At 39.0% G+C, this 26,483-nt stretch carries 27 protein-coding genes and 1 rRNA gene; 8 read left to right on the top strand and 20 right to left on the bottom strand.

What is annotated here, in order from left to right; all coding sequences use genetic code 11:
- The first annotated feature begins 464 nt into the window (after positions 1-464).
- A complete protein-coding gene (locus tag H5120_RS19550) occupies positions 465-944 on the top strand; it encodes an RNA-binding protein (protein ID WP_024596401.1) in 480 nt (159 codons plus the stop codon).
- On the opposite strand, the gene murI is transcribed toward H5120_RS19550, so the two are convergent.
- Both murI and H5120_RS19540 read right to left on the bottom strand, forming a co-directional pair.
- A complete protein-coding gene (murI, locus tag H5120_RS19545) occupies positions 907-1,707 on the bottom strand; it encodes a glutamate racemase (RefSeq protein WP_182675815.1) in 801 nt (266 codons plus the stop codon). The genes H5120_RS19550 and murI overlap by 38 nt on opposite strands.
- 65 nt (positions 1,708-1,772) lie before the next feature.
- On the bottom strand, positions 1,773-2,912 hold the full coding sequence (locus H5120_RS19540) for a DUF5610 domain-containing protein (protein ID WP_182675814.1): 1,140 nt from the start codon (positions 2,910-2,912) through the stop codon (positions 1,773-1,775).
- Between the two features lie 162 nt (positions 2,913-3,074).
- Between H5120_RS19540 and trmA the strand changes: the two genes are divergently transcribed.
- The gene (trmA, locus tag H5120_RS19535) at positions 3,075-4,172 is read left to right on the top strand and encodes a tRNA (uridine(54)-C5)-methyltransferase TrmA (RefSeq protein WP_182675813.1); all 1,098 of its coding nucleotides are present in this window, start codon (positions 3,075-3,077) and stop codon (positions 4,170-4,172) included.
- A gap of 66 nt (positions 4,173-4,238) precedes the next feature.
- On the opposite strand, the gene H5120_RS19530 is transcribed toward trmA, so the two are convergent.
- From H5120_RS19530 to ccoG, 4 genes are all read right to left on the bottom strand, one after another.
- Positions 4,239-4,877, bottom strand: a complete 639-nt coding sequence (locus H5120_RS19530; RefSeq protein WP_002962055.1) for a thiol:disulfide interchange protein DsbA/DsbL — start codon at positions 4,875-4,877, stop codon at positions 4,239-4,241.
- A 16-nt stretch (positions 4,878-4,893) separates the two neighbouring features.
- Positions 4,894-5,517 carry a thiol:disulfide interchange protein DsbA/DsbL gene (locus H5120_RS19525; protein ID WP_149594832.1) on the bottom strand — a complete coding sequence of 208 codons (624 nt, stop codon included), beginning with the start codon at positions 5,515-5,517 and terminating at the stop codon, positions 4,894-4,896.
- Between the two features lie 34 nt (positions 5,518-5,551).
- Positions 5,552-6,526, bottom strand: coding sequence for a serine/threonine protein kinase (locus H5120_RS19520; RefSeq protein WP_024596396.1), 975 nt, complete (start codon positions 6,524-6,526; stop codon positions 5,552-5,554).
- 86 nt (positions 6,527-6,612) lie between these two features.
- Positions 6,613-8,043 (bottom strand): cytochrome c oxidase accessory protein CcoG, encoded by a 1,431-nt coding sequence (ccoG, locus tag H5120_RS19515; RefSeq protein WP_002962052.1) that lies wholly within the window; start codon positions 8,041-8,043, stop codon positions 6,613-6,615.
- 288 nt (positions 8,044-8,331) lie between these two features.
- On the opposite strand from ccoG, the gene H5120_RS19510 reads away from it, so the two are divergent.
- Together H5120_RS19510 and H5120_RS19505 are read left to right on the top strand one after the other, a co-directional pair.
- Positions 8,332-8,691 (top strand): hypothetical protein, encoded by a 360-nt coding sequence (locus H5120_RS19510; RefSeq protein ID WP_002962051.1) that lies wholly within the window; start codon positions 8,332-8,334, stop codon positions 8,689-8,691.
- A complete protein-coding gene (locus H5120_RS19505; RefSeq protein ID WP_002962050.1) occupies positions 8,691-8,897 on the top strand; it encodes a hypothetical protein in 207 nt (68 codons plus the stop codon). Before H5120_RS19510 ends, H5120_RS19505 begins: the two co-directional genes overlap by 1 nt.
- A 27-nt stretch (positions 8,898-8,924) precedes the next feature.
- Here H5120_RS19505 and H5120_RS19500 read toward each other — a convergent pair whose 3' ends face one another.
- The 13 genes from H5120_RS19500 to gspC all read right to left on the bottom strand — a co-directional run bounded on the left by H5120_RS19500 (position 8,925) and on the right by gspC (position 20,932).
- Positions 8,925-9,512 (bottom strand): UPF0149 family protein, encoded by a 588-nt coding sequence (locus tag H5120_RS19500; protein WP_182675812.1) that lies wholly within the window; start codon positions 9,510-9,512, stop codon positions 8,925-8,927.
- Positions 9,513-9,534: 22 nt separating this feature from the next.
- Entirely contained in the window at positions 9,535-10,293 is a 759-nt protein-coding gene (locus tag H5120_RS19495) for a type II secretion system protein N (RefSeq protein WP_182675811.1), read from the bottom strand.
- A gap of 3 nt (positions 10,294-10,296) precedes the next feature.
- Positions 10,297-10,770 (bottom strand): type II secretion system protein GspM, encoded by a 474-nt coding sequence (gene gspM, locus H5120_RS19490; protein ID WP_024596393.1) that lies wholly within the window; start codon positions 10,768-10,770, stop codon positions 10,297-10,299.
- Positions 10,767-11,975: a type II secretion system protein GspL gene (gene gspL / locus H5120_RS19485; protein ID WP_182675810.1), complete on the bottom strand. Its 1,209-nt coding sequence runs from the start codon at positions 11,973-11,975 to the stop codon at positions 10,767-10,769. The genes gspM and gspL overlap by 4 nt, the downstream gene beginning before the upstream one ends.
- Complete coding sequence (gspK, locus tag H5120_RS19480) at positions 11,972-12,961, bottom strand: type II secretion system minor pseudopilin GspK (protein WP_024596391.1); 990 nt, start codon at positions 12,959-12,961, stop codon at positions 11,972-11,974. Before gspK ends, gspL begins: the two co-directional genes overlap by 4 nt.
- Positions 12,954-13,592: a type II secretion system minor pseudopilin GspJ gene (gspJ, locus tag H5120_RS19475; protein ID WP_182675809.1), complete on the bottom strand. Its 639-nt coding sequence runs from the start codon at positions 13,590-13,592 to the stop codon at positions 12,954-12,956. Before gspJ ends, gspK begins: the two co-directional genes overlap by 8 nt.
- A complete protein-coding gene (gene gspI, locus H5120_RS19470) occupies positions 13,593-13,967 on the bottom strand; it encodes a type II secretion system minor pseudopilin GspI (protein ID WP_002962039.1) in 375 nt (124 codons plus the stop codon).
- Positions 13,967-14,554 (bottom strand): Tfp pilus assembly protein FimT/FimU, encoded by a 588-nt coding sequence (locus tag H5120_RS19465; protein WP_024596389.1) that lies wholly within the window; start codon positions 14,552-14,554, stop codon positions 13,967-13,969. Before H5120_RS19465 ends, gspI begins: the two co-directional genes overlap by 1 nt.
- 49 nt (positions 14,555-14,603) lie before the next feature.
- The gene (gene gspG, locus H5120_RS19460; RefSeq protein ID WP_002962036.1) at positions 14,604-15,026 is read right to left on the bottom strand and encodes a type II secretion system major pseudopilin GspG; all 423 of its coding nucleotides are present in this window, start codon (positions 15,024-15,026) and stop codon (positions 14,604-14,606) included.
- An 81-nt stretch (positions 15,027-15,107) separates the two neighbouring features.
- On the bottom strand, positions 15,108-16,343 hold the full coding sequence (gene gspF / locus H5120_RS19455; protein ID WP_002962033.1) for a type II secretion system inner membrane protein GspF: 1,236 nt from the start codon (positions 16,341-16,343) through the stop codon (positions 15,108-15,110).
- Positions 16,344-16,345: 2 nt separating this feature from the next.
- On the bottom strand, positions 16,346-17,911 hold the full coding sequence (gene gspE / locus H5120_RS19450) for a type II secretion system ATPase GspE (protein ID WP_002962032.1): 1,566 nt from the start codon (positions 17,909-17,911) through the stop codon (positions 16,346-16,348).
- Positions 17,904-19,967: a type II secretion system secretin GspD gene (gene gspD / locus H5120_RS19445; RefSeq protein ID WP_002962030.1), complete on the bottom strand. Its 2,064-nt coding sequence runs from the start codon at positions 19,965-19,967 to the stop codon at positions 17,904-17,906. Before gspD ends, gspE begins: the two co-directional genes overlap by 8 nt.
- 23 nt (positions 19,968-19,990) lie before the next feature.
- Positions 19,991-20,932 carry a type II secretion system protein GspC gene (gspC, locus tag H5120_RS19440; RefSeq protein ID WP_182675808.1) on the bottom strand — a complete coding sequence of 314 codons (942 nt, stop codon included), beginning with the start codon at positions 20,930-20,932 and terminating at the stop codon, positions 19,991-19,993.
- Positions 20,933-21,142: 210 nt separating this feature from the next.
- On the opposite strand from gspC, the gene hslR reads away from it, so the two are divergent.
- The 4 genes from hslR (at position 21,143) to H5120_RS19420 (ending at position 25,538) form a co-directional block, all read left to right on the top strand.
- Positions 21,143-21,565 (top strand): ribosome-associated heat shock protein Hsp15, encoded by a 423-nt coding sequence (gene hslR / locus H5120_RS19435; RefSeq protein ID WP_182675807.1) that lies wholly within the window; start codon positions 21,143-21,145, stop codon positions 21,563-21,565.
- A gap of 12 nt (positions 21,566-21,577) precedes the next feature.
- Entirely contained in the window at positions 21,578-22,423 is an 846-nt protein-coding gene (hslO, locus tag H5120_RS19430; protein WP_182675806.1) for an Hsp33 family molecular chaperone HslO, read from the top strand.
- A gap of 272 nt (positions 22,424-22,695) precedes the next feature.
- Positions 22,696-24,234, top strand: a complete 1,539-nt coding sequence (locus tag H5120_RS19425) for a phosphoenolpyruvate carboxykinase (RefSeq protein WP_182675805.1) — start codon at positions 22,696-22,698, stop codon at positions 24,232-24,234.
- 182 nt (positions 24,235-24,416) lie between these two features.
- Positions 24,417-25,538 carry a PepSY domain-containing protein gene (locus H5120_RS19420; RefSeq protein ID WP_182675804.1) on the top strand — a complete coding sequence of 374 codons (1,122 nt, stop codon included), beginning with the start codon at positions 24,417-24,419 and terminating at the stop codon, positions 25,536-25,538.
- Positions 25,539-26,359: 821 nt separating this feature from the next.
- On the opposite strand, the gene rrf is transcribed toward H5120_RS19420, so the two are convergent.
- Positions 26,360-26,474, bottom strand: a 5S ribosomal RNA gene (rrf, locus tag H5120_RS19415).
- Positions 26,475-26,483: the final 9 nt, after the last annotated feature.

Genomic DNA, 26,483 nt, shown 5'->3' with positions numbered 1-26,483 from the left:
TTAGAACTCAATCTGTACGAGTGCCCACACAGATGATTGCTTTATATTGTTAAAGAACGTTTTGAGTCGCTTTAGCGTCTCAAGGGATGCGAATAATACACCCTTTATTTTTCGAGTCAACACTTAGTTTTAAACTTTCTTTTTAGAAGATTTAAAACCGAAGTTTTATTTAACTCTCTGAGTAGTTCGTGCCTCGCTATGCTTTGGCGTTTCCCGTCTCAGTGGGGTCGCATTATAGGGAGATCCAAAAACAGATCAACCCTTTTTTTAGATCTTTTTACTGTTCGAACAAAAATAGAACAAAACCACGTAAAACCGCATGAAAACCCGTCTAAGATGATGCTTTTTTATGCTCTTATTTATTATTTAATACAAATATCATTGCTATGTTTGATTTAGGCGTTAAGATAGCAAGTTCACAATGTTAAATTAATGTTTATTTCCTGTTTATTGGTAGATCTAAAATGAAATTACCCGATCAAAAATCTTTTATCTTCTCTGTTATTCTTGCTGTAGTTGGTTTTGTTGTTGTTGAGTTTGCTTTAGGCGGCTTAGCTTTAAACCCTGCATTACTATTTGGTGCTGGTTTATTAATAGGTGCGATTGCTATTGCTGCAATATCATCTGATGTGACTGAAGAAGCTGAAGTTAAAACAAAAACGCTTTATGTTGGTAACCTTCCTTATCGTGCAAACGAAGGTGTGGTTCGTGCATTATTTGAAGAACAAGGCAAAGTATTCAATGTTCGTTTATTAAAGGATAAGAATACTGGCAAACGTCGTGGCTTTGGTTTTGTTGAAATGGCGCAAGCTGATGCAGACAATGCAATTGCTAACTTGAACGATAGCGAGTTCCAACAACGTACTTTAAAGGTACGTGAAGCAAAACAAAAACAAGAAGATGATTCTAATGCTCTACGTACTGAGACGGATCAGTCAGTGTAACTAGCTTTACCGCTAGCTTATTGCTAAACACATCAGCCGTTGCATAATATTGCAGCGGCTTTTTTATGTCTGTTTGTTTATCCACACATAAGTTAAGTTGGTTAAGTAGGAAGTTGACTCTATTTGCTATCGCTACACCTGAATCAAGTAATTTTACATTCCCTTCAAAATACTGACTAATCGGCTCTGCTAATATCGGAAAGTGCGTACACCCTAGTACAAGTACATCTATTGTTTTATCTATATGTAGTTCATCAAGTACTTGATACAACTTATTTGTATCTAAAGAGCCTGTAAAAAAGCATTCCTCAGCTAACGTTACTAATTCAACACTGCTATACAGATTAACGATCACATTACGTGCATGTTCAGCAATTAATGTTTTTGTGTATGAACTGGCGACCGTTGCCGGTGTGGCTAACAAGCCAATATGATTTGAGTGTGTTAATTCTGCCGCAGGCTTTATTGCTGGCACAACACCTACAATAGGAATATCCGTAATTTGGCGAACAGCGCTGAGTGCAGATGTAGAAGCTGTATTACACGCTATTACAATTAAATCGACGTTAAGCGTGTTGGCTTTGATGAAATGAATGAGTGAACATAATCGGTTAATTATAGTTTGTTGGGATTGAGCACCATAAGGTAGTAATGCATTATCCATAAAATAGCTGTACTGAGCATTGGGGATACTTTGCTTGATATGTTCAAGTACAGTAGTTCCACCAATACCTGAATCAAAGACCATTATATGCGCTGACAAACTACCGTTCCTACTTTACTTTAAGATCGGCAGTTTGCCATGAGGTTTTTATAAAAGAAAGTAGTTTAACTTTGCGCGGTTTCTAAATCAGTAAGCCTGTCGGCTGCTGAATTTAACTGATTAAGGTTTTCGAACATAGACTTTGTATAATCTACTAACTTATCTATTTGTTCCTGATCTTGATTTAACCATTGGAGAATGCCAGCTAGCTGATTTTGTAATCCAAGCTCACCCGCTTTTTCAAAAGCATTTTTAAGGTCGTCATTAAAAGGGGCTAAACCCTCTGCTACTTGTTTTTCTGGTGCTGGTTTATATTCTTCATAGCTTTTAACTGTTGCTATTGTTTTTGTTTGGCGTAAATCCATAGAAAAAGCCACCAGCTGATCGCTGTCCAAACTCAGCTCTTGCGCTTGTTCAAATGCTTCATCTAAATCACCACCAAAAAAGGTTTTACTTAAATCTTGTAAGTCTTCCATCATCGCATTAATAGCTTCTTGCTCTTGCTCGTTTAAGTCACCATTTACCGACATCGAAAATGATACCTGTCGAGATTGCGATGATGAGCTTGCAAACGACTCACTATTACTATTTTGCTGATAGCCACTTGCCGATTGAGATTCAAATGCATCAGCAAAGCTAATACTTACCTCATCGCCTTCTGCGGTAGTAAATTTATACTCTGCATTACTCGTCATACTGACGTATTGGGCCTGGCTTATATTTACGCTGGCAGGTTGTGGGTTAAATAACGACTCTTCAAACTTATCCAGCCCATTGTAAATTCCCTCTTTGGACTTATTAATGCCCTCTTCCATGTCATCATTAAATACGCCTGTACCTTTGAGTTCATCAACAGCGTCGTCAATCCCTATTTGGACGCCTTTGCGCGCATCGCCTAACATATCTTTGAGCTTTTCGTCATCAGCGCCGTTAGCTTTTGCTTTATTAACAGCACTACTTACAAAATCGAGTACGTTTTTTACTATTTCATCAAAATCAAATAGTGGTTTATCTGCTTTTTTTTCTGCGATAGGCAATCCAAGCTGCTCAGCCATTTTATCGCCAAGCACCTTTGCGGCCAACTCTCGGCCTCGTTGTTGATAGCTATCTTGAGGAGACGTAATTGTAGGTTGCTGTATATCAGCTTTATTATTGAATTTATTGATGTTGTTATTTGGCGTAAAGCCATAATTACCTATTTTCATGATTCGTCTCCTAAGCGTGCGTAGTTTATTATCGGCTATAACAACAAAAACTAAAGTACAATGTTCAATAAAACAGCATAAATGCTAGCCAAAACTAGACAAATACGCAGCGCTCCCTACAATAGCGCCGATAAACAGATCTTAGATAAGGTAGTAGCGTTAATGGCAGTTATTAAAATAGATACCACACAGTACCAAGCGCAGTTAAGTGAAAAAGAGCTGCGTATTAGTGCACAGTTCCAACGTTTTGGTGTGGAGCAACTAGAAGTATTTAGCTCAGAGCCAACTAACTACCGCCAACGTGCTGAATTTAGAGTATGGCACGACGGTGACGATCTGTTTCACATTATGTTTGATCAACAAACAAAAGAAAAAATCCGTGTTGATACATTTGACCCAGCAGCGCCTCTAGTAGGTGAAATAATGCAGGTGATGATAGAAAATCTTAAGCCTTGTGAAATATTACGCCGTAAGTTATTTCAAATCGATTACCTATCAACGCTAAGCGGTGAAATTTTAGTAAGCTTGCTTTATCACAAACCACTGGATGATGAATGGTTAAGTGAAATTAAAGCGCTTAAAGAAAAGCTTAGCAGTAAATACAAAATTGACTTTATTGGCCGTGCCCGCAAACAAAAAGAAGTACTTGGTGATGACTTTGTAACTGAACTTTTAACAGTTAATGGCCAAGAGCTTATATATCAACAAGTAGAAAATAGCTTTACTCAGCCTAATGCAAAAGTAAATATTCATATGCTGGAGTGGGCACAAGATTTATGTAAACCACTTAAAAATGATTTACTAGAACTGTATTGCGGTAACGGTAACTTTTCAATTGCATTAGCGGGTTCTTTTAATAAAGTATTAGCGACGGAAATATCAAAATCATCTGTTCACTCTGCTCAATACAACATTGCTAAAAACAACGTAGAAAACTTAGATATTATTCGTATGTCGAGTGAAGAGTTTACTCAAGCAATGAATGGCGAGCGTACTTTTTCGCGTTTAGAAGGGATTGATTTAAAAAGCTATGACTGCCAAACCATATTAGTTGATCCACCACGCGCGGGCATGGATGAATTAACGTGTGACTTAGTGGCTAATTACGAAAGCATAATTTATATATCGTGCAACCCTGAAACCCTAGAGCGTGACCTTGATCACTTAACACGTACGCATAACGTTAAGCGCTTTGCTATATTTGATCAGTTCCCTTATACGCATCACATTGAGTCGGGCGTTTTCTTACAGCGCAAATAAATACGTTCAGTAAACGTTACCCATAAAAAAAGCTCCTTAAGGAGCTTTTTTTTGTTTTAGCTAAACTTACTTGTTAGCTAAGTAATTTATTAATTTGCTAATGTCTTCAGGTTTAGTAATACCCGACTCACGACCTAGGTTTAATTTGTACTTACCATTTACAATAAAGGTAGGTACGCCACGTAGTGCGCCTTTTTCTTTAAAGTAGTCTTGATCGCGTTTCATTTTAGAGCTCAGCGTACGTACCGAGAAGCTTTTAAACAGCTTATCAAACTTATCACCATCAACGCCCTGCGCTACAAATATATCTTTTACATCTGCAAGCTCATTAAATTTAGCGCGCTTTGTATGGATATGATTAAAGATTGCAGAAATAATCTGATCTTTTTGTGGAAGCACTTCAGCTGTCGCCAGTGCTTGGCTCATCATCTGTTGGTTTTCTGGGTCACGTACACCTACAAAATCAACATGGCTCTTTTTAAATTTAACGTTTTTATCAAGCTTAGGCTTAAACTCACCAATTAGTGCTTCCATGTTATTACATGCAGGGCAGTAAAATGAGAAGAACTCTTTAACCTCTGGCTTTTTAGTTGCACGCTCAGAAACTACGTCGTAATGCACGCCTTCTTCATACGTTGCTGCAAAACTTGTTGCTGCCATAGGCAGTAATATTGCAAGCAAACCTGCTTTAACCAATTTAATCATTATTATACTCCGAAATTTATAGTGCTAATAAAAACGCTACTAACTCATCAAGTTCTTTTTGATTTTTGATGGTGTTGAGGTTTATTTTATATTTATCGTTAACAATAAAAGTAGGTACACCTGTAAGTGCGCCTAATTTTGAATATTTATTTTGTTTGTCTTGCATTGCTTGCTCAGCTGAAATGACTGGCATGCTTGCAATCTCTTGATCAAACGTTGCGCTATCAATACCGTTTACTTCAAGTAATTTTTTAACGTCTTTCATTTCAGTTAATGGTGCACGTTGAACATGGATACTTTTAAAAATTTGATCGCTAATACTTTGAGCCTGACCATGCTGCTTAGCAATTAAGTAGGCAAAGCTTAAATTACTTTGTGCTTGTGGCGACACGCCACCTAAAAAGTTCACGTGGTTTTTAATAAACTCAGCGCCTTCTGGCAAGCCTTTTTCAATTGCTTTTGCTACTGGTTCAAACTTAAAGCAATGTGGACAGTAAAATGAGAAAAACTCGGTTACTTGCGGTGACTTGCTTTTGTCTACATCTATAACAGTGTATTGATTATCAACTTCAAACTGTGCAGCAAGTGCTGCAAATGGTAAACATAAAAGTAATAAACTCAGTTTTAATTTTTTAAGCATTTGTATCTCGTTGTACTTGTCTTTAAATAAAATATTACGGCAATAACTTTAACGGTGCTTCTTGCAATGCTGCAAGTTGCTCTTTCAGTGCTAAAATTTGTTGCTCCCAGTATTTGTCATCAGCAAACCATGTAAAGTTCCGCACAAAAGCAGGATCACTCCATCGTTTAGCTACCCATCCCATATAATGAATAATACGCATTGCTCGCAGCGGTTCAATTAATTTGAGTTGAGAGTGATCAAAATCACAAAACTCTTCATACGCATTTACAAGGGTGTCTAACTGTAACAGTTGCGTCGCTCTATCGCCACTGAGCATCATCCATAAATCTTGGATTGCAGGACCTTGGCGGCTGTCATCTAAATCAACAAACATTAGCGCATCACCTGCCCATAAAATATTACCAACGTGGCAGTCACCATGTAAGCGAATACTTTGCACATCTTTATACTGTTTTTGCGCCTGCTCTATCACTAAATCTAAAATAGTATAAAACGCAGTATTTATTCCCATGGGCACTAAGTTACTTTTTTGAAGATGAACTTTGGCTGTATGCAAATACTCCTCGCAGGTAACTGTTGGCCTATAAGTAAAAGGTTTTGTTTTAGCTACTTGGTGCATTCGGCCAATTAATCGCCCCATTACATCAAGCTGATCTAAATTATCAACCTCAAATAAACGCCCGCCTACACTTGGAAACAACACAAACAAATACCCTTCGTGTTCAAACAAGCTTTGCCCATTATATAAAATAGGGGCAACAACGGGTACTTCTGCATCCGCTAGTTCAAATGCAAAGTCATGCTCTTCTTGAATTTGCTCTTTACTCCATCGCTCTGGGCGATAAAACTTCACTACGTAACGCAGGCCATCATCCGCTTTAAATTGGTATACTCTGTTTTCATAGCTATTGAGCGCTAATAAACCAGATTCGGCGTACACACCTACGCTTTCTATTGCATCGAGTATTAGATCAGGTGTTAAGTCAATAAAACTAAATTTACTCATACTCTTCTTATATAAAATAAAAGCGGGTTATATACCCGCTTTTGTTAATTGCTATATCAATTTACCTAATTTAAGGTAAGTTGCGATTATCGCGCTTTAAAAAAGTTACTCGACTGCGATATTGTCTCATCCGGCTCATCTACCGGTGAAAGCACAAAGTTAAACTCAGTCATCGGCGCCTTCAAATCATAAGGGTCCATTACAAGTGACAATGGTACGTTATGAGATTCCCCTGCCTGCACAGTAAATGACTGCTTACCAATATACTTAAAGTTATCTAACCCTTGTACTTTAATATTAAAGGTTTGCTCGTACTGCGCTTTATTAATTACCTTTAATGTATAGGTGTTCTCTACTAAACCATCAAAATCGACACGATATAATTGGTTTCGGTCACGAATAATATCAAAGTCCATTGTTTTACGCAGTGCTATATTAGCGACAAGCGCTCCCGTAAGCACAACAAGTATGACCGTGTAACCAATAATTTTAGCTCGCAGTGGATTTGTTTTATTTTCTGGGGTTTCGAGATTTCGCTCTGTCGTATATGAAATAAGCCCACGCGGGTATTCCATTTTATCCATTACGCCATCACACGCATCAATACATGCACCACAGTTGATACACTCAGCTTGTAGCCCATTTCTAATATCAATACCTGTTGGGCACACTTGAACGCACAAGTTACAGTCTATACAGTCGCCTAGTTCTAAATCTTTATGGTCTACTTTACGTGAACGAGGACCACGGCTTTCACCTCGGCTTTCGTCGTACGTTACGGTGTATGTGTCTTTATCAAACATAGCTGATTGAAAACGAGAGTAAGGACAGATGTGTAAACACATAATTTCTCGCATCCAACCGGCATTACCATAAGTACACGCTGCAAAGAAAATAATACTGACTAGTGCATAACCGCCTACATCAAACGTTACAAAGTCAGGGAGTAACTCCCTTATTGGCGTAAAATAACCCACAAAAGAAATTGCGGTATACAACGAAAACAATACCCAACTAGTATGCTTTGCCGTCTTACGCCAAAACTTATCAAAATTCATGGGTCGTTGATCGAGTTTTTTACGTTGATTAGCCGTGCCTTCAAGCTTTTCTTCGAACCAAATAAAAATAAAAGTCCAAACAGTTTGCGGACATGTATAGCCACACCACACCCGTCCATAGAAGGTGGTCACTAAAAACAACGCAAATGCTGCCAACATAAAGATAAACGCTAATATAGTAAAATCTTGAGGCCATAGCGTTAAACCAAAAATATTGTATTTTTGACCAATTAGATCAAACAGCACAGCTTGCTGGCCATTAAAATTAATCCAAGGTAGTAACATAAACGCAAGCAGGCCTAAAAAGCCAATGCGCTGTCTAAGTAATTGATGTAGGCCTTTTACAGCACGCACATAAATACGATTTCGGGGATTGAACCTATCATCTTGACGGCTTAAATCCGGTTTTTGGATTTTCACCTCTACAGGGATATTCTTTACTTTAATTTGCTTGTCCATCGAAGTTCCTCAACGCCGCTTGGAAATAAAAATCCAGCAATACTCAAGTACTCTATACTTAAAGTTAGCAAGTTACTTGCTAGGCATATTTACTTTAATAAATTGCCTTCTCGAATACTTTCAGATATTTCAGAAATATCTGACTGCTGTTAACCATTATAACAATGTTGGTTAAAATTACTGGCATAGATTGCTAATAATTTATTCATCCCAGTTACTTGCTTTTAAAATGCAGTTTATTACACTGCATGGTAATTCAACCCTACTTAGATCAAGGTTTACGTATCCATGAAAAAATTTATTATTTTGGTAGTTGTGATCCTTGCCTTTTTTACAATCGATCACCCACTTATAAAAGAACCTCGCGAAAGGTTACTAGGTGAAGGCATTGGCTTTTTAAGTGATGCAAGCAAGGTCAACAGAAGCCCCGCTGCAAATATGGCGAAAAATAGGATCAGCAGTCAACTTAAACTATCTGAATCTGAAGGTGAGTATGTAGAAAAAACGTTTACAACAGATGACTCTGTTCAGTTATTTCACCTACGCTATTGTCGTGAGCGTGACTTAAACCTTTATTTTTATGACGACCGTTTAAATACGGTATGTAAAATAGTGACTGAAGCATTAGAACAAAAGCGAGCAAAGTAGTGGATTTTTCAGGATTAAATAAAAAAGCAAGCGACTCATTTCATAAGCAGCGCAATATGCTCAAGCAATTAGCGCAAGGCAAAACATTAAAGTGTGAGAAGTGTAATGGGGTTTTAACACTTGATTTAGCCACCAGCGAGCCTGGTAAAGGCATAGTAAAGTGTAAACAAGGCTGTACGGATATTATATTAGAGCTAGGCACTTAGATTAAACTAAGCGCCTAGTATTAATAATTACTCTTCCCAACTCTCGTCGGTTATCAAGCCGCTATTAATTGCGACCACTTCAATTAGTTCAGCAAAACCTAATGCAAAGTCACCCATAGATTCATACTGATACTGACACAAAGCTTCTATTGTCATGTTATTTTGTTTGGCAATCTGAGCTATTGCTAGTTGGTCGAGTGCAAAAAAGCTTAGTGTGCTTAACGCACTTTCTAGTGCTTGTTTAAAATCAACGTCTAATTGCGGTGCATTTAACAAAGGTTCTGCATAAGCTTTCGTTGCAACTAAGAAGCCTTTACTCCACGACTTACAAAATTCAGCATCAAATGTGCCTGGTAATTTATATCCAGTTTCGAACACCTGCTCACTAATTTTGTGATAAAGCGCCATAAACAAAAAAAGCATTTCTTCATCTAAATCATTAGCTGTGTTTGGCAATATCTGCTCAAGCCACTCATGTACATCTAATGGGTTGGGCGAACAAATTACACCAAATAAATAGCCTTGGCTTTGTACAAGGGTCATTGCTTGAGATTGGGTATTTAAAAATGAGCTGAGCTGCTTTGCGTGCAGCTCAGTAAATTGGGGTATTTGCATTAAAACTCTTTATATTAAAACATTAAAAGTTGAGCGGGTAGCGACCTTGGTTATCTGGTCGGCCTAAAAACTTAACCGCATCATGTACATCTTTAGGTAAGCTGGCATCTGGTTTTACATAACCCGCCACTCTAAAGTCGAAATTAGCTTTAAGTGTAGCATCTGCCTCAAGGCCAAGCGTATTATCTGGGTCAATTAATATAGCAACATCACCCGACTTACAGCTTAACTTACCAGTTAGAGGTCCAATATTAAACCATCCATTTAAACCTTGAACATCAATATCAGGACTCGCTATTTCACCTTTTAGTGAATCACAATAAGGTGCACCTGAGCTGTATTCATCAAGCTCTAAAATCACACGCCCTTTAGCGGTAACAGGCAGAGGAAGTTGCACACGTTGCATTGCACGCTCTACAGTGGAGCGTACTAGGGCATCAGTCACTATTACTTTTTTATTAAAAAACCCATAACTTACATCTGCGTAACCCGAAATATCACTGCGTTCTCGTGGATTACCAAATTTTATGTTCGCATTTAGTTTGCCTGTAAATAATTTCCAGCCTGCAATATCCCAACGCACATTATTTAACTGCTCACCATCAAAACGAACTTGCATCATTTGACCTTGCCAAACAGTACCTACAGTTTGCCCAACTTCTAATTGCTTTGGAAAATACGGCTTAGCTATATCAAGCACAATACTGGCTGGTAATTTAATAATACAAAACACAATAAAACTAATTAAAAAGACAGCCGATAACGTTATTATTTTTTTCATTAATTAATTCTCTAATACTAAACGGCTTACGCGCACATAGCCTGATTTATCATCGCGACTTAAATCTAAATTTTCAATTTTTAAACCATGTTGATTTACTAGCTCATCTAGCCATTCTATTAACTGATTAAACTCTACTGAGTCGAGCGTTAAACGAAGAGAATCACTACTGGGCTGCATTTTACTAATATTGATTTTATAGCGTCCACGAGTTGAGTTTACCACTTGGCTTAAGTTTGTATTGCTAGCAACACTGGTGTTGCCTGCAGCCTTTAGCTTAACAATACTGTCATCAACCCAAGCTAATAGCTCTTGTTGTTTAATTTGAGATTGCTGTGCTTTTTCTATCGCGTTATTTAATGGCCTAAATATTCCCATTACTAAAACAAAAATAATAAACACGCCACCAGCGACCATTACTAATTGTTGTTCTTGCTCTTTAAGCGAACGCCACTGTTTCATTAACTGCTTTTTCATACTGCACCTCGCAGTTTAATTTCACCTACGACATAATCACCGTCATTATTTAAAGACCCTTGCTCAACAGTTAAACCTTGCTTTTCAAGTATGATTTTTACTTTACCAAAAGTTTGGAAGTCTTTAGCCCGTGCACGAATGCGCAGCTCATTACGACGTTTGTCATAACGAAGTGTTTCAGGTGTAAATTCGCTGACTTGCGAAAATACATCAACCAAATTAGTCGTTAAGTCTAAAAAGCCGGATTCACTTGAGCCTTGTATTTTATCTAACGCGCCTTTAATTTGGCTTTTAATTAGATTGGGGCGAACTTTAGTTCCCGGAAATGCTTTTTGATATCTGTCGACTACTTGAGCTTTAGCTACTTCTACTTGTGTATTAAGTTGGTGTAACTCAATAGCTTTTATTGTAATTGTAGAAACCAATGCAACACTTGCTATAATCGCGGCGCCTTTCCAATAACCCCACCACAAAGCGCTTTGTTTTTTTAGCTGATACATACCTTGGCGTAAGTTAAAATTAACGCTATCTAACTGTTTTGCAAATAATGCTAGAGGTAAGTCATAATCGCTCGTTTGGGCTTGTAAATTAACGCTTTCAGGAAACTGATTAGCAGGACTAAAATGTTTAATGTCAGGGTTACCCATGGCTGTTAAATAGCCATTTAACCAACTAGATTCAACCGCACCAATATGCCATTGCCCTTGCTTAAACAACCATTGGTTGTTGAGCTCAATAGCAGTTACGGCCCCATCATCTGCAAGCGGTAACAACAAAGCATCGGGTAATATTCTGTATACTAATAGATTATGCTCAGAAAATAATGCAAGCCATTGTTCAAACCATTCACGGTCTGTCATTGCAACACGAATTGCATGTTGCTCACCAAGCATTGTCGGCTGCGCTACAGCTATAAACAGTTCATCTACGTCACATGCTATATCTTCTTCAAGCATGTATGGCAATGCTTGCTCAAGCTTGCGATTCCATTTTGTTGGCAAAGCGACCGTTTTTAGTTGCACTTGGTCACTGGGTAATAACACGACAACTTCTCGGGTAAGTGCTTTTTCGCTTAGCTCACTTAAATGCTCTGCATTTGGTAACTCGCCACTGGCTATTATTTCTTGTTCTTGTGGTGAGTAAATTAACCAGTTAAGTAATTCTTGTTCGGTTTGACCCGTGCGGATCAACAGTATTTCTGTCACTGTACGCCTCCAAATTTTCGCGCCAGTATCGTTACGTCGCCGTCTTTAGCGTGCAGTAATGTGGTCATCGAAAAACGCAGGTCGACAAAGTTTGCCTGCGTTTGTAATTTAAAATATTCGCTTTTAATACTAAATAGACTTTTTATTGAGTCAGTATTAGTACCGCCTTGCTGCTTCACCTGTTCAAAAAATTCATCGATGGTGTCAAATCCAGTTTGCGGTCTTGCGCCTAACACCGCTTCTGCGCCAGATAAGCTTAAGCTTTCTATCAAGGCACTGAGTATAAGCGCTTGCTCTGGCAATAATGTATTTACGTTAATTGATAAAAGCGTACTGCCTGGTATTACACATACATATGGCAATACTTTTTCCATCACTAATGGGTTAAAGCCCTTAACTAAACGCAGCTCCGATGTTGATGCAAATAAACTATTGGCTGTCATATACGGAAAATCTCGTGATAAGTACTCGTCTTCTTCTGCACCTGAGCGATACGTAATACTGTTCTCATCAAGCCAATCAAATACACTATCTGCCATCGTCTCTTCTGATTCGTCAGCAGGTAAATCTTCAATGTTTTCAAGTAATGCAAAGAGTGCTTTGTGTGCAGGGTTTGTTTTACTTGCGCTATTTTCTTCTGGCGCTATGGCTAAAGCATTTAAATTTAAACATGCTTGTAAATCTGTAATTTTGCCACTTAACGTGCCGTTATCAACAGGGTATGAAGCATCTCCTTGAGTTGCCCACACTTGATCGAGTGTTGTTTTATCTGCATCATCTTTTTTACTTTGTATTAGCCCTTTAATAGCAAGCTCTTCTGCACCGTAGGCGTACCATTTAGCTTGTTGGTGACCTTGCAAGTTTGTACTTTTTTGCACTTGAACCATTAAATTAGCACTCATTTCTACTGCTAAAATAGCCGCTAATGCCACAATAAACAAAACAATAACAAGTGCTGCGCCGCGCGATGATTGCTGCTTAACCATTATTCACATCCGTAGTTTTTGTAGCAACAACTTTGCCTTGCCCAGGAACTAAAAATACACGACGAATTGGCTCTGCTTCTATTTGTTGCAACGTAACAGCAACCGCTTTAGGGAGAGCTTTAATTTCCCACTGTTCTTGCCATTCGTTTTTATCATCCAAAAACTCAAACTTAAGTTCTTCAACATTTTCTAGTACACGTTGAACTCGCGGTTCCATATTATCAAGCTGATCAACATAAACCCGATAAACACGCTCAAGGTTATCGTCTATCACTCTATAACCAACGGCTTGTAGTTCTGAACGTGGCAATAAATTAATTGGATTTATCCAGCCATCTCGTACAAACGCAATACCATCGTATTGGCTTTCTAAAACGTAACGACCAGCAAGTAAATATTGTTCTTGAACATCACCCGACTCATTGCGAACTGAGCGTTTGGTCATTTGGCTAAAATCTTGATCCATTAATCTAAATGTTGTTTGCAATCCATTTAGCTCAGCAATCTTTTCATCGGAGGCATCTTTTGCTCTTGTTGTCGTCTCGAGTATTTGATGAGTAGCAATAATAACAAAAGCTAAAATACCCAGTGCAACCATAACTTCAAGTAATGTAAACCCGCGCTGCTTCACTTACTTTTTGCCTTTATTTAAATACGTTGATAACTCATATGCTGAATGCTCATATTTTTCATCCGTAAAAACATTTATGGTTAGTTTTACAAAGCTTTTGTCAGCAGTGGCTGTAACTTCTTGCTGCCAAAACCATTCAACACCGCCCATTACTTCGCTGCCTTTAAGGTTATTTTTACCTTGCCATTGTTCGCCTTTAGTACGCTGTTCAATAATAACGTTTTCGGCGACCCAAGATGCATAGGTTTGCTCTTCAATAGTCGTTAAGTGGTGTATATGCTCGCTTGTTGCTTGCATTGCAGCTATACCCGCCATGGCACAAATACTTAATGCCACTAACACCTCTAATAAGGTAAACCCTTTAGTGCGCTTCATTATTCTGGCTCTCGGCGAAAGTTTACTGGTGCAGTAAATTCACCTTCAATGTAATACACAGGCTCGCTTTGCTCTTTTAACTCTAATATAAGTTGAAACGCGCTTACCTCACCTGATGACAAAATAAGTACTTGTGGGATTTTTAACTTTTTAAGCTCAAGTAAACTGTCTTCATCGCCGCCACTCATAAGCTCGCGCCAGTTAGATTGCTCTAAGAGGTTATCTTGCGCCCACGCTAAATCTTCTAAGTTAAGCGTGAGCTTTAATCTTTCATCTAATTCTATTGGTTTAAAAAGATCTTCACGGTCAAAAGTAATCCATTTTTCACCATCGAAAACTAAATACTCTAATGTATTTTCTTCTACTAATAAGCCCAATTCAACTTGGTTTAAAATAGCAAATTCCGATGCCATATTAATGGTGGTATGCAGCCTTAGTGCTTGAGTATCTAACTCCTCCTCAGCACCGCCTTCTAAGCTATATACCACCATTTTGGTGGCAAACGCGATGATCACTAATACCACTAAAATTTCTATTAAACTAAAGCCTCTGCTTTTTGCATGGCGCTGCTTAAGGCTTGCTGTCATAGCAAGCCTCTAGCATTAACATGTTCATACAGAACGGTGTACTTAGGCATTATTGTTTTTCTTCGTCCCAGTTACCGATATCGTCATCAGTACCTGCTTCACCGTCTGGGCCCATAGAAAAAATATCAAACTTGCCAATTTCACCTGGGCTAATTAACTGATAAGTATTACCCCAAGGATCTTCTGGTAATTCATTAATAAAGCCACCATCAGGGAAACGTTTTGGAACCGGTTCAATGCTTGTTTGGGTAACTAGCGCTTCAAGACCTTGCTCTGTGCTTGGGTAGCTCTTATTTTTAAGCTTGTATAAGCTCATTGCATCTTCTAATTGCTGGATATCTAGATGTGCTTTATCAATAGCAGCCTCTTCTTGCTGACCCATAATGTTAGGTGCAACAATTGACATAATCATCCCGATGATAACCAGTACCACCATCACTTCTAGTAAAGAAAAACCTGATTGTTTATTCACGTAATTACCTCATTATTCTAAAAACATTAAGTAAAAATGGTTTAGGTAAAACCACTAATATATTTAAAAATTTATTCTAACTTAAAGTCCAACAGCTTTATTCATCGCCATTATTGGCTGCAATATTGCCATTACTATAAATAATACAATAACCGCCATTGAGGCGATCATCGCAGGCTCTAGTAGTTTAAGCGATACATTAACCATGCTCTCAAATTCGCGATCTTGGTTATTTGCAGCACGCTCTAACATTTGCTCTAGTTCACCTGATTTTTCACCACTTGCTATCATATGCAGCATCATTGGTGGAAACAACTTAGTTTGCTGAAGTGCAGCTCTTAAGCTTGCACCCTCACTCACTCTATCGGATGCATCTGCAACCGCTTTTTTAATTTTTTCGTTAATTAATACGCCACCAGAGATACGCATTCCCTCAAGTAATGGTACCGAGCTTGACGATAAAATACTTAAAGTACGCGCAAAACGTGCGGTGTTAATACCACGAGCCACTTTACCTATACCTGGCATATGTAGCACTCGGTCATCCCACCAAAAACGTATTTTAGGCTGCTTAAGTGCATGCTTAATACCAATGGCTATAGCTGTAATAGCTATTAAACTAATAAACCAATAATTTTGCACAAAATGGCTGCCTGCCATAACCCATTCGGTTGTCCAAGGAAGTACTTGTTTCGTTTTTTCAAACGTTTTTAATATTTTTGGTACTACGGTACCCAGTAATACCGACACAATACCAATTGCAAATACCACTAATATAATAGGGTAAACCATAGCCTGAGTTATTTGGCTACGCATATGTTGGCGCTGCTCGGTATAGTCGGCTAAACGATTAAGAACTTGGTCAAGGTGACCCGACTTTTCGCCTGCGGCTACCATTGCACGATATAAATCGTCAAAAACATGAGGAAACTCACTAAGACCATCGGCAAGGGTGTAACCTTCAACTACTTTTGAGCGTACCGACATAAGCATCCGCTTTAAACGCGGCTTTTCGCATTGCTCAGCAACTGCCATAACAGCGCCTTCAACAGGAAGTGCCGATTGAATAAGTGTTGCTAATTGCCTTGTAATTAATGCTAAGTCTGAGGTTGAAATTGTCGGCTTAAAAAAGCCACCGAGTAAAGGGGCTTTTTCGCCTTTGACCTGTTTATCACTTTGCGCCGCAGGAACAACTTCAAGCGGCGTTAGTTTTTGATCACGTAAAGTTTGGCGGATTTGTTTAGCTGTGTCGGCTTCTAAAATGCCTTTTTTTTCTTTACCTCGACCATCTAAGGCACGATATTCAAACGCCGCCATAGTTAACCTTCCTCACGGGTAACACGCAATACTTCTTCAAGCGTTGTTTTGCCTGCCAGTACACGGCTACACCCATCTTGGCGAATACTTGGGCTGCGCTTACGAATGTATTTTTCTACGCTTTGCTCGCCTTTACCGTTGTGAATCATTTCGCGTATGGTTTCATCAACTACAAGTAACTCATGAATACCTGTACGACCACGGTAACCATTAAAGTTACACTCTTCACACCCCACCGCTCGATAGATTGTCGGTTGGCTTTCAAAAGGAACCCCTAACAGCTGGCATTCATGCTCATCAGCCGTGTGACCTTCTTTACAGGTATTACATAACGTACGTACTAAGCGTTGCGATAACACACCGAGTAACGACGATGAAAGTAAAAAGGGTTCAACACCCATATCTTCCATACGTGTAATTGCACCCGATGCGGTATTTGTATGCAAAGTAGACATAACAAGGTGACCGGTAAGTGACGCTTGAACACCAATTTGCGCAGTTTCAAGGTCGCGTATTTCACCCACCATTACTACATCAGGATCTTGACGTAATATTGCACGTAAACCACGTGCAAATGTCATATCAACTTTTGCATTAACTTGTGTTTGCCCAATGCCTGGAATTTCGTACTCTATCGGATCTTCAACGGTAAGAATATTACGATCGCGTGAGTTAATTTGGCTCATACCAGCGTATAAAGTGGTACTTTTACCAGAACCCGTTGGCCCTGTTACCAAAATAATGCCGTGGGGTTTACTAATTAAATCTGAAAACAAAGCGCGATTTTCTGCGGTCATACCTAAATCTTCAAGGTTTAAGCGCGCGTTGTTCTTGTCAAGTAAACGCAGTACTACGCGCTCACCAAAGCTCGATGGCATTGTAGATACACGCACATCAACTGCACGCCCAGCAATACGTAAACTAATACGACCATCTTGTGGAATACGTTTTTCGGCTATATCAAGCTTAGCCATTACTTTAATACGAGATACAAGTAACGATGCAAGTTTACGATTAGGCTTAAGTACTTCTTTAAGCACGCCATCGACCCTAAAGCGAATAACAAGCTCTTGCTCGAAGGTTTCGATATGAATATCAGAAGCCCCTTCTTTAATCGCTTCACTTAGCATGGCATTAATAAGCTTGATGATTGGCGCATCATCGTCACCAGCAAGTAAATCTTCAGTTTGCGGGAGCTCATCAGCAAGTGAGAATAAATCAACCTCGTTGCCAATATCTTCCATCATTTGTTGCGTTTCAGAGCTATCACGTTGGTATGACGCTTCAAGCAATAGCTCAAATTTATCATCATCCAATTGCTCAAGTGTAAAACCATGGCCTGCAATACGGCGTACTTCTAATAGTACTTCAACATCTAGCTCACCACGGTAGTAAACTATACGATGATCTTTGTTTTTACCAAGCAACACACCTGCGCGTCTTGCATAGGAAAATGGCAAACGCTTTGCTGGTAACTCAACTAACACATCACTCGTTAATAGCTCATCCTGATTATGCGTTTGAGGATGAACCACATCTTGGTTTATCTCTTGAATCGCATTAGTCATCTTTACGCTCTTGTGCATTTTGTTTACGTAGAGACTCTTCATACGTAGGTGGAAGTACTAGTTCGTCATTCCACTCAGGTAAAATAGGCGTATCTGTCATTGGCATTAACTCAATACCATCTTCTTTTTGTTTAAACTGCTCACCACGAATAAAGTTATATTTATTAAAGCTTAACTTATTCATGCTTACACCATCACGAATAATGGTTGGGCGAATAAATACAATAAGATTACGCTTACGGCGCGTTGTATTTGTTGATCTAAACAGGTGACCTAAAATAGGGATATCGCCTAATAACGGTACCTTAGAAACACTTTCTTGTACGTCTTCATCAATTAAACCGCCAAGTACAACCATACCGCCATCATCGGCCATAACCGTTGTTTTAATTGCACGTTTATTAACTGAAATATCAACAGCAGTTGCACCACTTACACTCGATACTTCTTGCTCAATAGTAAGTTGTACTGCAGAGCCATCGTTAATCTGTGGCGTAACTATCAGTTTAATACCGACTTCTTGACGCTCAACTGTTTGAAATGGGTTAGCATTATTACTGCCCGTTTGTGAGCCTGTAATAATAGGCACTTCTTGACCGACTAAAATAGAAGCTTCTTCGTTATCCATTGTAGTAATAGAAGGGGTAGCCAATATATTTGAATTTGTATCAGTGGCAACAGCCTGAATAATTGCGCCCCAATCATTTTTAACAACGCCCAGCGCTAAACCATTAATGCCACTAAGTAAGGAGGCTAATGGACCATAGTCACCTTCTGTTGTTTCCGTATATGGCGTTACAGTACCAGATTCTGTTCCTATTATATTTTTAGTAACAGTTACATCTTGTGCTTGCTCTGCAGCAACAGCTAACGAGCCCACGGGAACCGTAGTGCCGTTGTTAAACTGCAGCATACCGCCCTGCTCAGAAATCCACTGCAGGCCTAAGTTAACCCCGTCGCCTTCCATTACTTCAATAATAATGGCTTCAACCAGTACTTGGGCACGGCGAATATCAAGGCGTTCAATTACAGATTCAAGTGATCGCATTGTGTCTGGCTGTGCGGTGATAATTAATGAGTTTGAGTCTGGGTGAGACTCTATACTGCTTTCATTATTGCTTCTGCTACGAGTTTTAGTAGTACCGCCTTGTGCATCTTCAACAAGTGACTTACTAACACCCTGCAATACTTTGACTAAATCTTCAGCTTTAGCATAATTTAGGTAAAACACCTTAGTATTACCTTGGCTTTCTAGCTCACCATCTAAGCGCTTAATTAGTTCAATAGCACGTGTACGTGCTTGGCCTTCACCACTTACAATAACGCTATTAGTTCGGCCATCAGCCACAACTTTTGGAATTAAGAATTCAGGTACACTGCCTTTACCGCTGTCTTTATAAATATTATCCACCACAGAGACAACATCATCTGCCGTCGCATATTTAAGCTTAACGATGTCTACACGCTTGTCACCCGCCTGATCAACAGAGCGAATGATCTCAACTAAGCGATTAACCGATGCTGCATGACCCGTTAGCATCATAACGTTAGCCGCATTAAAGTTGGCAACGTGGCCACCATCTTTTTGATCGCTAAATTGACGAACCAAAGGGCCAAGCTCTTGTACACTTACATTTTTAACACGTACAACACGTGTAATCATCATGTCGCCGCTAGCTTCACTACCTTCGTCAATAAGTGGTACATTTGATTTTTTGGCGTCTGAACTTTTTTCTATCTTAATTATGCCATTGTCCATTTCAACAGCTGAGTAGCCATAAACTTCCAATACATTTAAGAAGAACTGATAATAAAGTGCTTCGTCCATTAACTCATAGCTGCGAACATTTACTTTGCCGCGCACGTTAGGGTCAATAATCACTGTTTTATTAAGGTTTTTACCAACAATATTAATAAACTCGTTGATATCAGTTCCTTTAAAGTTAGCAGCATATTCAACAGCAGAAACAGACAAAGAAATACTTGCCGCCAAAAAAAGTGCTGCGTACTTAGCTAACCCTTTTTTAATTTTTTTGAGGTGTAGCACCTGAACCATTATATTAAAACTCCAAAGCTAAATTATTGCAGACTAAATTGCACATCGATTTGTTCACCATCACGTTCTATAGTGATATTGGCATCTGTACTATTACGCAGCTCGTTGATAGCTGACATAGCCTGTTTTAAATCTGTTAATTGATAGCCATTTATAGAAATAGCCAAATCGTTATTTTTTAATCCCATTTGTTTAAATAGTTCAGGCTCTTTACCTGGACTTAAACGATATCCGATTAGTTCGCCATCATTCATGGCTTGTGAAACACGTATATAGTCAAATAATTTGCCTGGCTCTTCGAGCAGTTCTCCACGTGTTTCTATAATTGCTTCTTTAACGTCTGGATCTGCAGTAGCATCTATTTGTAGTTCACTTAGCTCTAATTTTTGCGGACCCATTTCAGCATCATCACGGGCAGCGAGTACTGGCATAGATACCGTTTTATTAAAATCGAGTCCATCAAGCATCAAAGTCTCAAAACGCCCATTAACATTCAAAATAACACGATCAGGTAATATTTGTGCTACTTCAGCGCGCGTGCCTAATACAACTTCTTCAACAAGATAGCTTACTTGCTTACCTTGTGATTCAATAATTGCGATACCTGCTTTATCATCGTTATTAACCGCTACAATACCGGTTAAATTTATACTTAAGCGTGTTTCTGGCGCATTGTTTATAACCTGCGATTGCTTTGCAGTATTATTGTTGTTTGTTACAGTTTTTTTACCAAATAAGAATTGCTCAACAATATGCTGCGCAGAGTTATTACTCGCACCAGATGACTGATTAGCATGATGGCTAGGGGTAAGCAGAGTTATTGGTGGTTTTGGCCACATAAGCCAAACAAGTTTTGATAATAAAAATGCAATATAAACAACAACTAAGAGTGTCACTAATGCACTTAACTTAGCATGCGGTAAACGAGTTAAAAATTGTTTTAGTTGTTGGATTTGCTGTTCCATAAATAGTGTTCTTATTTTAATTTACTGCGTTAGCGCGTACCCATAGTACCCTTTCATTTTTCTTTCAACAAGCACACTAATATTAAACTTTGTAAACAGATTAAATCAACTTTACATAACAGTACAGAAAGTAAACTGCTGTTGTAATACCTTCATCCTACGATGATTTCATGATAAATTTTAAGCTATAAAAACGTGGGGAAATGCCTTATGAGTAAAAAAAGTAATGCTAATACCAGCTCAGACCCTGTAGATGGGTTAAAAGTTCGATTAGATAAATGGTTATGGGCTGCGCGATTTTATAAAACTCGTGCTATTGCACGTGAAATGGTACAAGGCGGCAAAGTGCATTATAATGGACAACGTACAAAAGCGAGTAAAATAGTAGAAGTTGGCGCAAACATAAAACTTGCACAAGGAGTAGATGAAAAGCTGATAACCATACTCTCAGTGCTTGAAAAACGCCAAAGCGCCCCCATTGCACAGACCATGTATCAAGAATCTGATGCCAGTATTGCTAAACGCGAAGAGAACAGCATCGCACGCAAAAATAACAGCTTTTTTGCCCCCCATCCGGATAAAAAACCGGATAAAAAGCAAAGACGCGAACTTTTAAAAATGAAATCAAGTTAGGTATAGCCGCTCATGCAACAAGATTTACTTCACCGTTATTTATTCAACGAACTAGATGTTCGTGGCGAACTCGTACAAATCGAGAGTGCTTATAATGAAATGATTGCCGACCATAATTACCCAGACCCTGTTAAAGCATTACTTGGTGAGTTACTCGTTGCAACCTGTTTACTTACTGCCACCTTAAAGTTTGAAGGTGAAATTGCTGTACAGCTTCAAGGTGATGGCCCAGTTAAATATGCTGTTATAAATGGTGATGACAAACAAAATATGCGTGGCATTGCACGCCTGCAAAGCGAAATTACGGGCACAACTGTAAAAGAGCTTATTGGCCAAGGCTATATGGTAATCACTATTACCCCTGAAAAAGGTGAGCGCTACCAGGGTATAGTGCCGCTAGAGCATGATACTCTTAGTGAATGTATCGAAAGTTACTTTGAGCAATCTGAGCAGCTAAAAACACGCCTTTGGTTTGCAACTGACACTACTGAAGGTAGCGCAAAAGCATGTGGTCTATTTTTACAAGTGCTCCCAGTTGATAAACAAAAATCAATTGAAGACTTTGCACACCTAGAAGCATTAAGTAACACGATTAAAAGTGAAGAGTTGTTACACTTAGATGCGAACACTGTTCTTACACGTCTTTATCACGAAGATAATCCTCGCGTATTTGAACCTCAAGCGATTAAATTCAAATGTGGTTGTAGTCGTGATAAAACAATTACTGCACTTGTTAATATTGGACAAGAAGAACTACTCAAAGATGTAGCTGAGAAAGGGACTGTTAACATTAACTGTCATTACTGTTTAAAAGAGTATGTTTTTAACGAACAAGACATAAAAAGCATTTTCAACTAAATTGTTCAGCTTCATTTATATATAGTAATTAAAGCCGCAAAATATGCGGTTTTATATTATAAAAAGATGATACCGGTGTCATGAATTTTGTTAATTTACTGACACCGGTATCATTGAAATTATTCATGTTTTTTAGCAAATATATGTGTTTTTAGAGGCTTTACGGGCTCGAATATCTCAAAACCTTCTGTTACTATAATTTCAGCTTAAGGGCACTGATAACCCCAGAGCTATCCCGTTCAAACTCTCACACATTATAGTTAGGTATAAACATGACTACAGGCGCTACACGTTTTGTCGATTTAACCGCAGCTGAACTTGTCGAGCATGCGATCCGCCGTGGCGAAGGTACTTTAGCCGCAAATGGTGCTTTTGTTGCAATTACAGGAAAACGAACTGGCCGTTCACCAAAAGATCGTTTTATTGTACAAGAAGCAACAACTCAAGATGACATTCAATGGGGCAACGTTAACCGCCCATTTGATGCAGAAAAATTTGACGCATTATGGGCTCGCGTAGAAGCACATGTTCAAAGTAATGACCACTTCACCTCTCACCTAGAAGTTGGCGCTGACCCTGAGCATTATCTACCTGTAGTCGTAACTACAGAAACAGCGTGGCACCATATTTTTGCCAAAAACATGTTTATCGAACCACAAAACTATAACGCCTCAAACGTACCACAATGGCAAGTAATGAACGTTCCTTCGTTTGTATGTGAGCCGGAACGTGATGGCACAAATAGCGATGGCACCGTTATTATTAACTTTGCACAGCGTAAAGTATTACTAGCAGGTATGCGCTACGCCGGTGAAATGAAAAAATCGATGTTTTCTGTACAAAACTTCCTACTACCAGCAAAAGGTGTATTACCAATGCACTGTTCTGCTAACGTTGGTGAAGCAGGCGATACAGCATTATTCTTCGGTTTATCTGGTACGGGCAAAACAACTCTTTCAGCAGATCCTACTCGCTTTTTAATTGGTGATGACGAACACGGTTGGGCACCTGGAAGCGTGTTTAATATTGAAGGCGGTTGCTATGCTAAATGTATCGACCTGTCACAAAAGAACGAACCTGTAATTTGGAATGCAATTCGCTTTGGTACTATTTTAGAGAATGTAGTGCTAGATGAAAAAGGCGTTCCAGATTTTAACGACACTAGCCTTACTCAAAATAGCCGTGCAGCATATCCACTTGAACATGTTGAAAAACGTAAAGTAGAAAACCGCGCAGGCGAACCAAAAGCTGTTGTATTTTTAACTTGTGATGTAAGCGGTGTATTACCACCGGTATCTGTTCTTAGCGAAGAAGCTGCTGCTTTTCACTTTTTAAGTGGATACACAGCTAAAGTTGGCTCAACTGAAATTGGCTCTACTAGCGATATTGAATCAACGTTTTCAACCTGCTTTGGTGCGCCATTCTTCCCACGTCCTGCTGGTGTTTACGCTGAGCTTCTTATGAAGCGTGTGCGCGAGTTTGGCGCTAAAGTATACCTTGTAAATACAGGTTGGACTGGCGGTCCTTACGGCATAGGTAAGCGCTTTGATATTCCGACTACTCGCGCAGTAGTTGATGCAATCGTATCGGGTAAATTAGCCGGTGTTGAAACTCAGCACATTGATGTTTTAAACCTAGATGTACCGGTAGCAGTTCCAGGTGTAGATACTAACTTACTTAATCCTATCAACACGTGGGAAGATAAAGCTAAGTACAATGAATATGCAGCAAAACTTGCCGCTGACTTCACTGAAAACTTTGCTAAGTATGACGTATCAGACGATATAAAAAATGCAGGGCCTAAAGCTTAAATAAGCTTCAAGCTTGTATTCTAACGCCAGCTAAGGGCTGGCGTTTTACTTTCTAAATACCTAATTTACTAAGTGCGACAAAATGCCGCACAACTCATATCAAAAACCATATAATATACCGCGTAATTAATCATTCCTTAATGCCCAATAAACCTGCATTACTCATTACGGCTATTTAATTAATGACACTAAAGCTTTCATGGCGAAAAACATTCAGGCGGTTACATTTATACTTAGGCCTTTCTGTAGGTGTTTTACTTACTATTATCACTCTTTCTGGCTCTATATTAGTTTACTATCCGCAAATAGACTTACTGCTAAATCCAGCAAATGACGCTACTACAAACATAAAAACGCCTAATTGGGATCAAGCATATAATACGCTAAGAGCTACTTTCCCTTCAAAGCAAGGGCCATGGCGATTAGAAAACACAGGTATAAACTCAGTAATTCCCGCGCGATACTACAGTCCAATAGAAACAAAAGAGCAAGGCTTTGCCCCATTAATGGTATGGCTATCTAGCAGTAGTGATAAAGTAATACGTAAAAACTATTGGGGAAAATACTTAGTAATTTGGATGTACAACTTACATTTTTCATTACTAACAGGAGCAACGGGCACTCTCGTTGTTGGCTATATAGGCATAGCCTCAATAGTTCTTCTTATCTCTGGATTCTTTGCTTGGTTTCCAAAGCCTGGGCAGTGGGTAAAGGCACTAAAATTTAAATCTCGTAGCTCTAAAATAGGTTTGCTATACGACTGGCATAAACTAATTGGTTTAACCTTCTGCATACCGCTACTAGCTTTAACTGTTACAGGTGTTATGCTCGCTATTCCAAAACAAACAGATCCTATATTAACCGCTCTAGTTAGCGATATAAACTCCCCACCAAAAACACAAATTCAACCGAGCAAACAAACCGATATTCCTTTATCACAAGCGGTATTAATAGCTGAAAAAGCATTACCGAATGCGCGTTTAGCTTGGATTGAAACACCATCAAACTTAAATGCTATTTACAGATTAAGATTTCAAACTGTAAACGATCCTTCATATCGCTTTCCACATAGCTATATAGAGGTTAATGCACTTACAGGAAAGTTAGAGAGCGTGTTTAATATAGATAAGCAAAGTACGGCTAGTAAAATAAAAAACTGGATGCACCCTCTACATGACGGCAGTATTGGCGGTAACATTTTAAAAGTCATTTGGGTGTTAAGTGGCTTCGGATCTGCTGCATTGTTCATTATCGGTGTATATAGGTGGTTAGTTAGAACCAAGAGAATACAAAATAAACTTTAGTTGAAGGGTACATGAATTGCTTTTCAGTAAGTCTTGTCGATAGTTTTCTAATATAAAGTATATGGCCTTCGTTAATCTTAAGATTAAAAATTAATAACGCTCAGTACATATGAAATTAAAGCAGCCCCTAACCGCTTATCTGGCTATAAAACAATTAATGAAGGTTAGTTAATACTGCAAGTTTAGATAGGCACTCCATGAACACTATTATTTAAAAACCTCATGCCCATTAGATTTAAGTTCTATGCGTAAACCTCTGTATCAACCTCTGCCTAACTATTTTTATTCTCTTCAGTAACCTACCCAAAGCGTATATAAAGGCTTAAAGGTCATGTTCAATACTTATCACAAGACCAGATAATTAACGCTTTTATATTAGGTCAGATGTTAAACCAATTGGTATTATTTACCCATAGTACAAATGCTACCACTCATTGTCGAGCGGAGATTTTATGCTTTTGACGTCGGGAGTCGCTACGCTCGCCCGACCTACGTGATGAAGCTGCTATGAGTGTGTTAATTGCGCACATTTTACTTTTCTGCAGACGTAAAAAAGCCGACTATTTCTAGTCGGGCTCTCTACAATTTGAAGCCTTGTGATGTCGTAGTGCCCACAGCGGTAGAAAGTCACATAACAAATGCTACTTTATTGGCCGACTGAGATATTGAGGGGGTTTTGTTGTGATTTCTGCGTCGGGAGTCGCTATGCTTGCCCGACCTACGTGATGAAGCTGCTATGAGTGTGTTAATTGCGCACATTTCACTTTTCTGCAGACGTAAAAAAGCCCGACTATTTCTAGTCGGGCTCTCTACAATTTGAAGCCTGGTAATGTCCTACTTTCACATAGCAAATGCTACACTATCATCGGCGCTGTTTCGTTTCACTACTGAGTTCGGCATGGAGTCAGGTGGGTCCAAAACGCTATTGTCACCAAGCAAATTTGG

It is taken from the genome of Pseudoalteromonas sp. SR43-2, assembly GCF_014163885.1.
Taxonomy (GTDB): Bacteria; Pseudomonadota; Gammaproteobacteria; order Enterobacterales; family Alteromonadaceae; genus Pseudoalteromonas; species Pseudoalteromonas distincta.
Note: the sequence above shows the minus strand (reverse complement) of the source record. Positions and strands in the feature narration are given on the sequence as shown.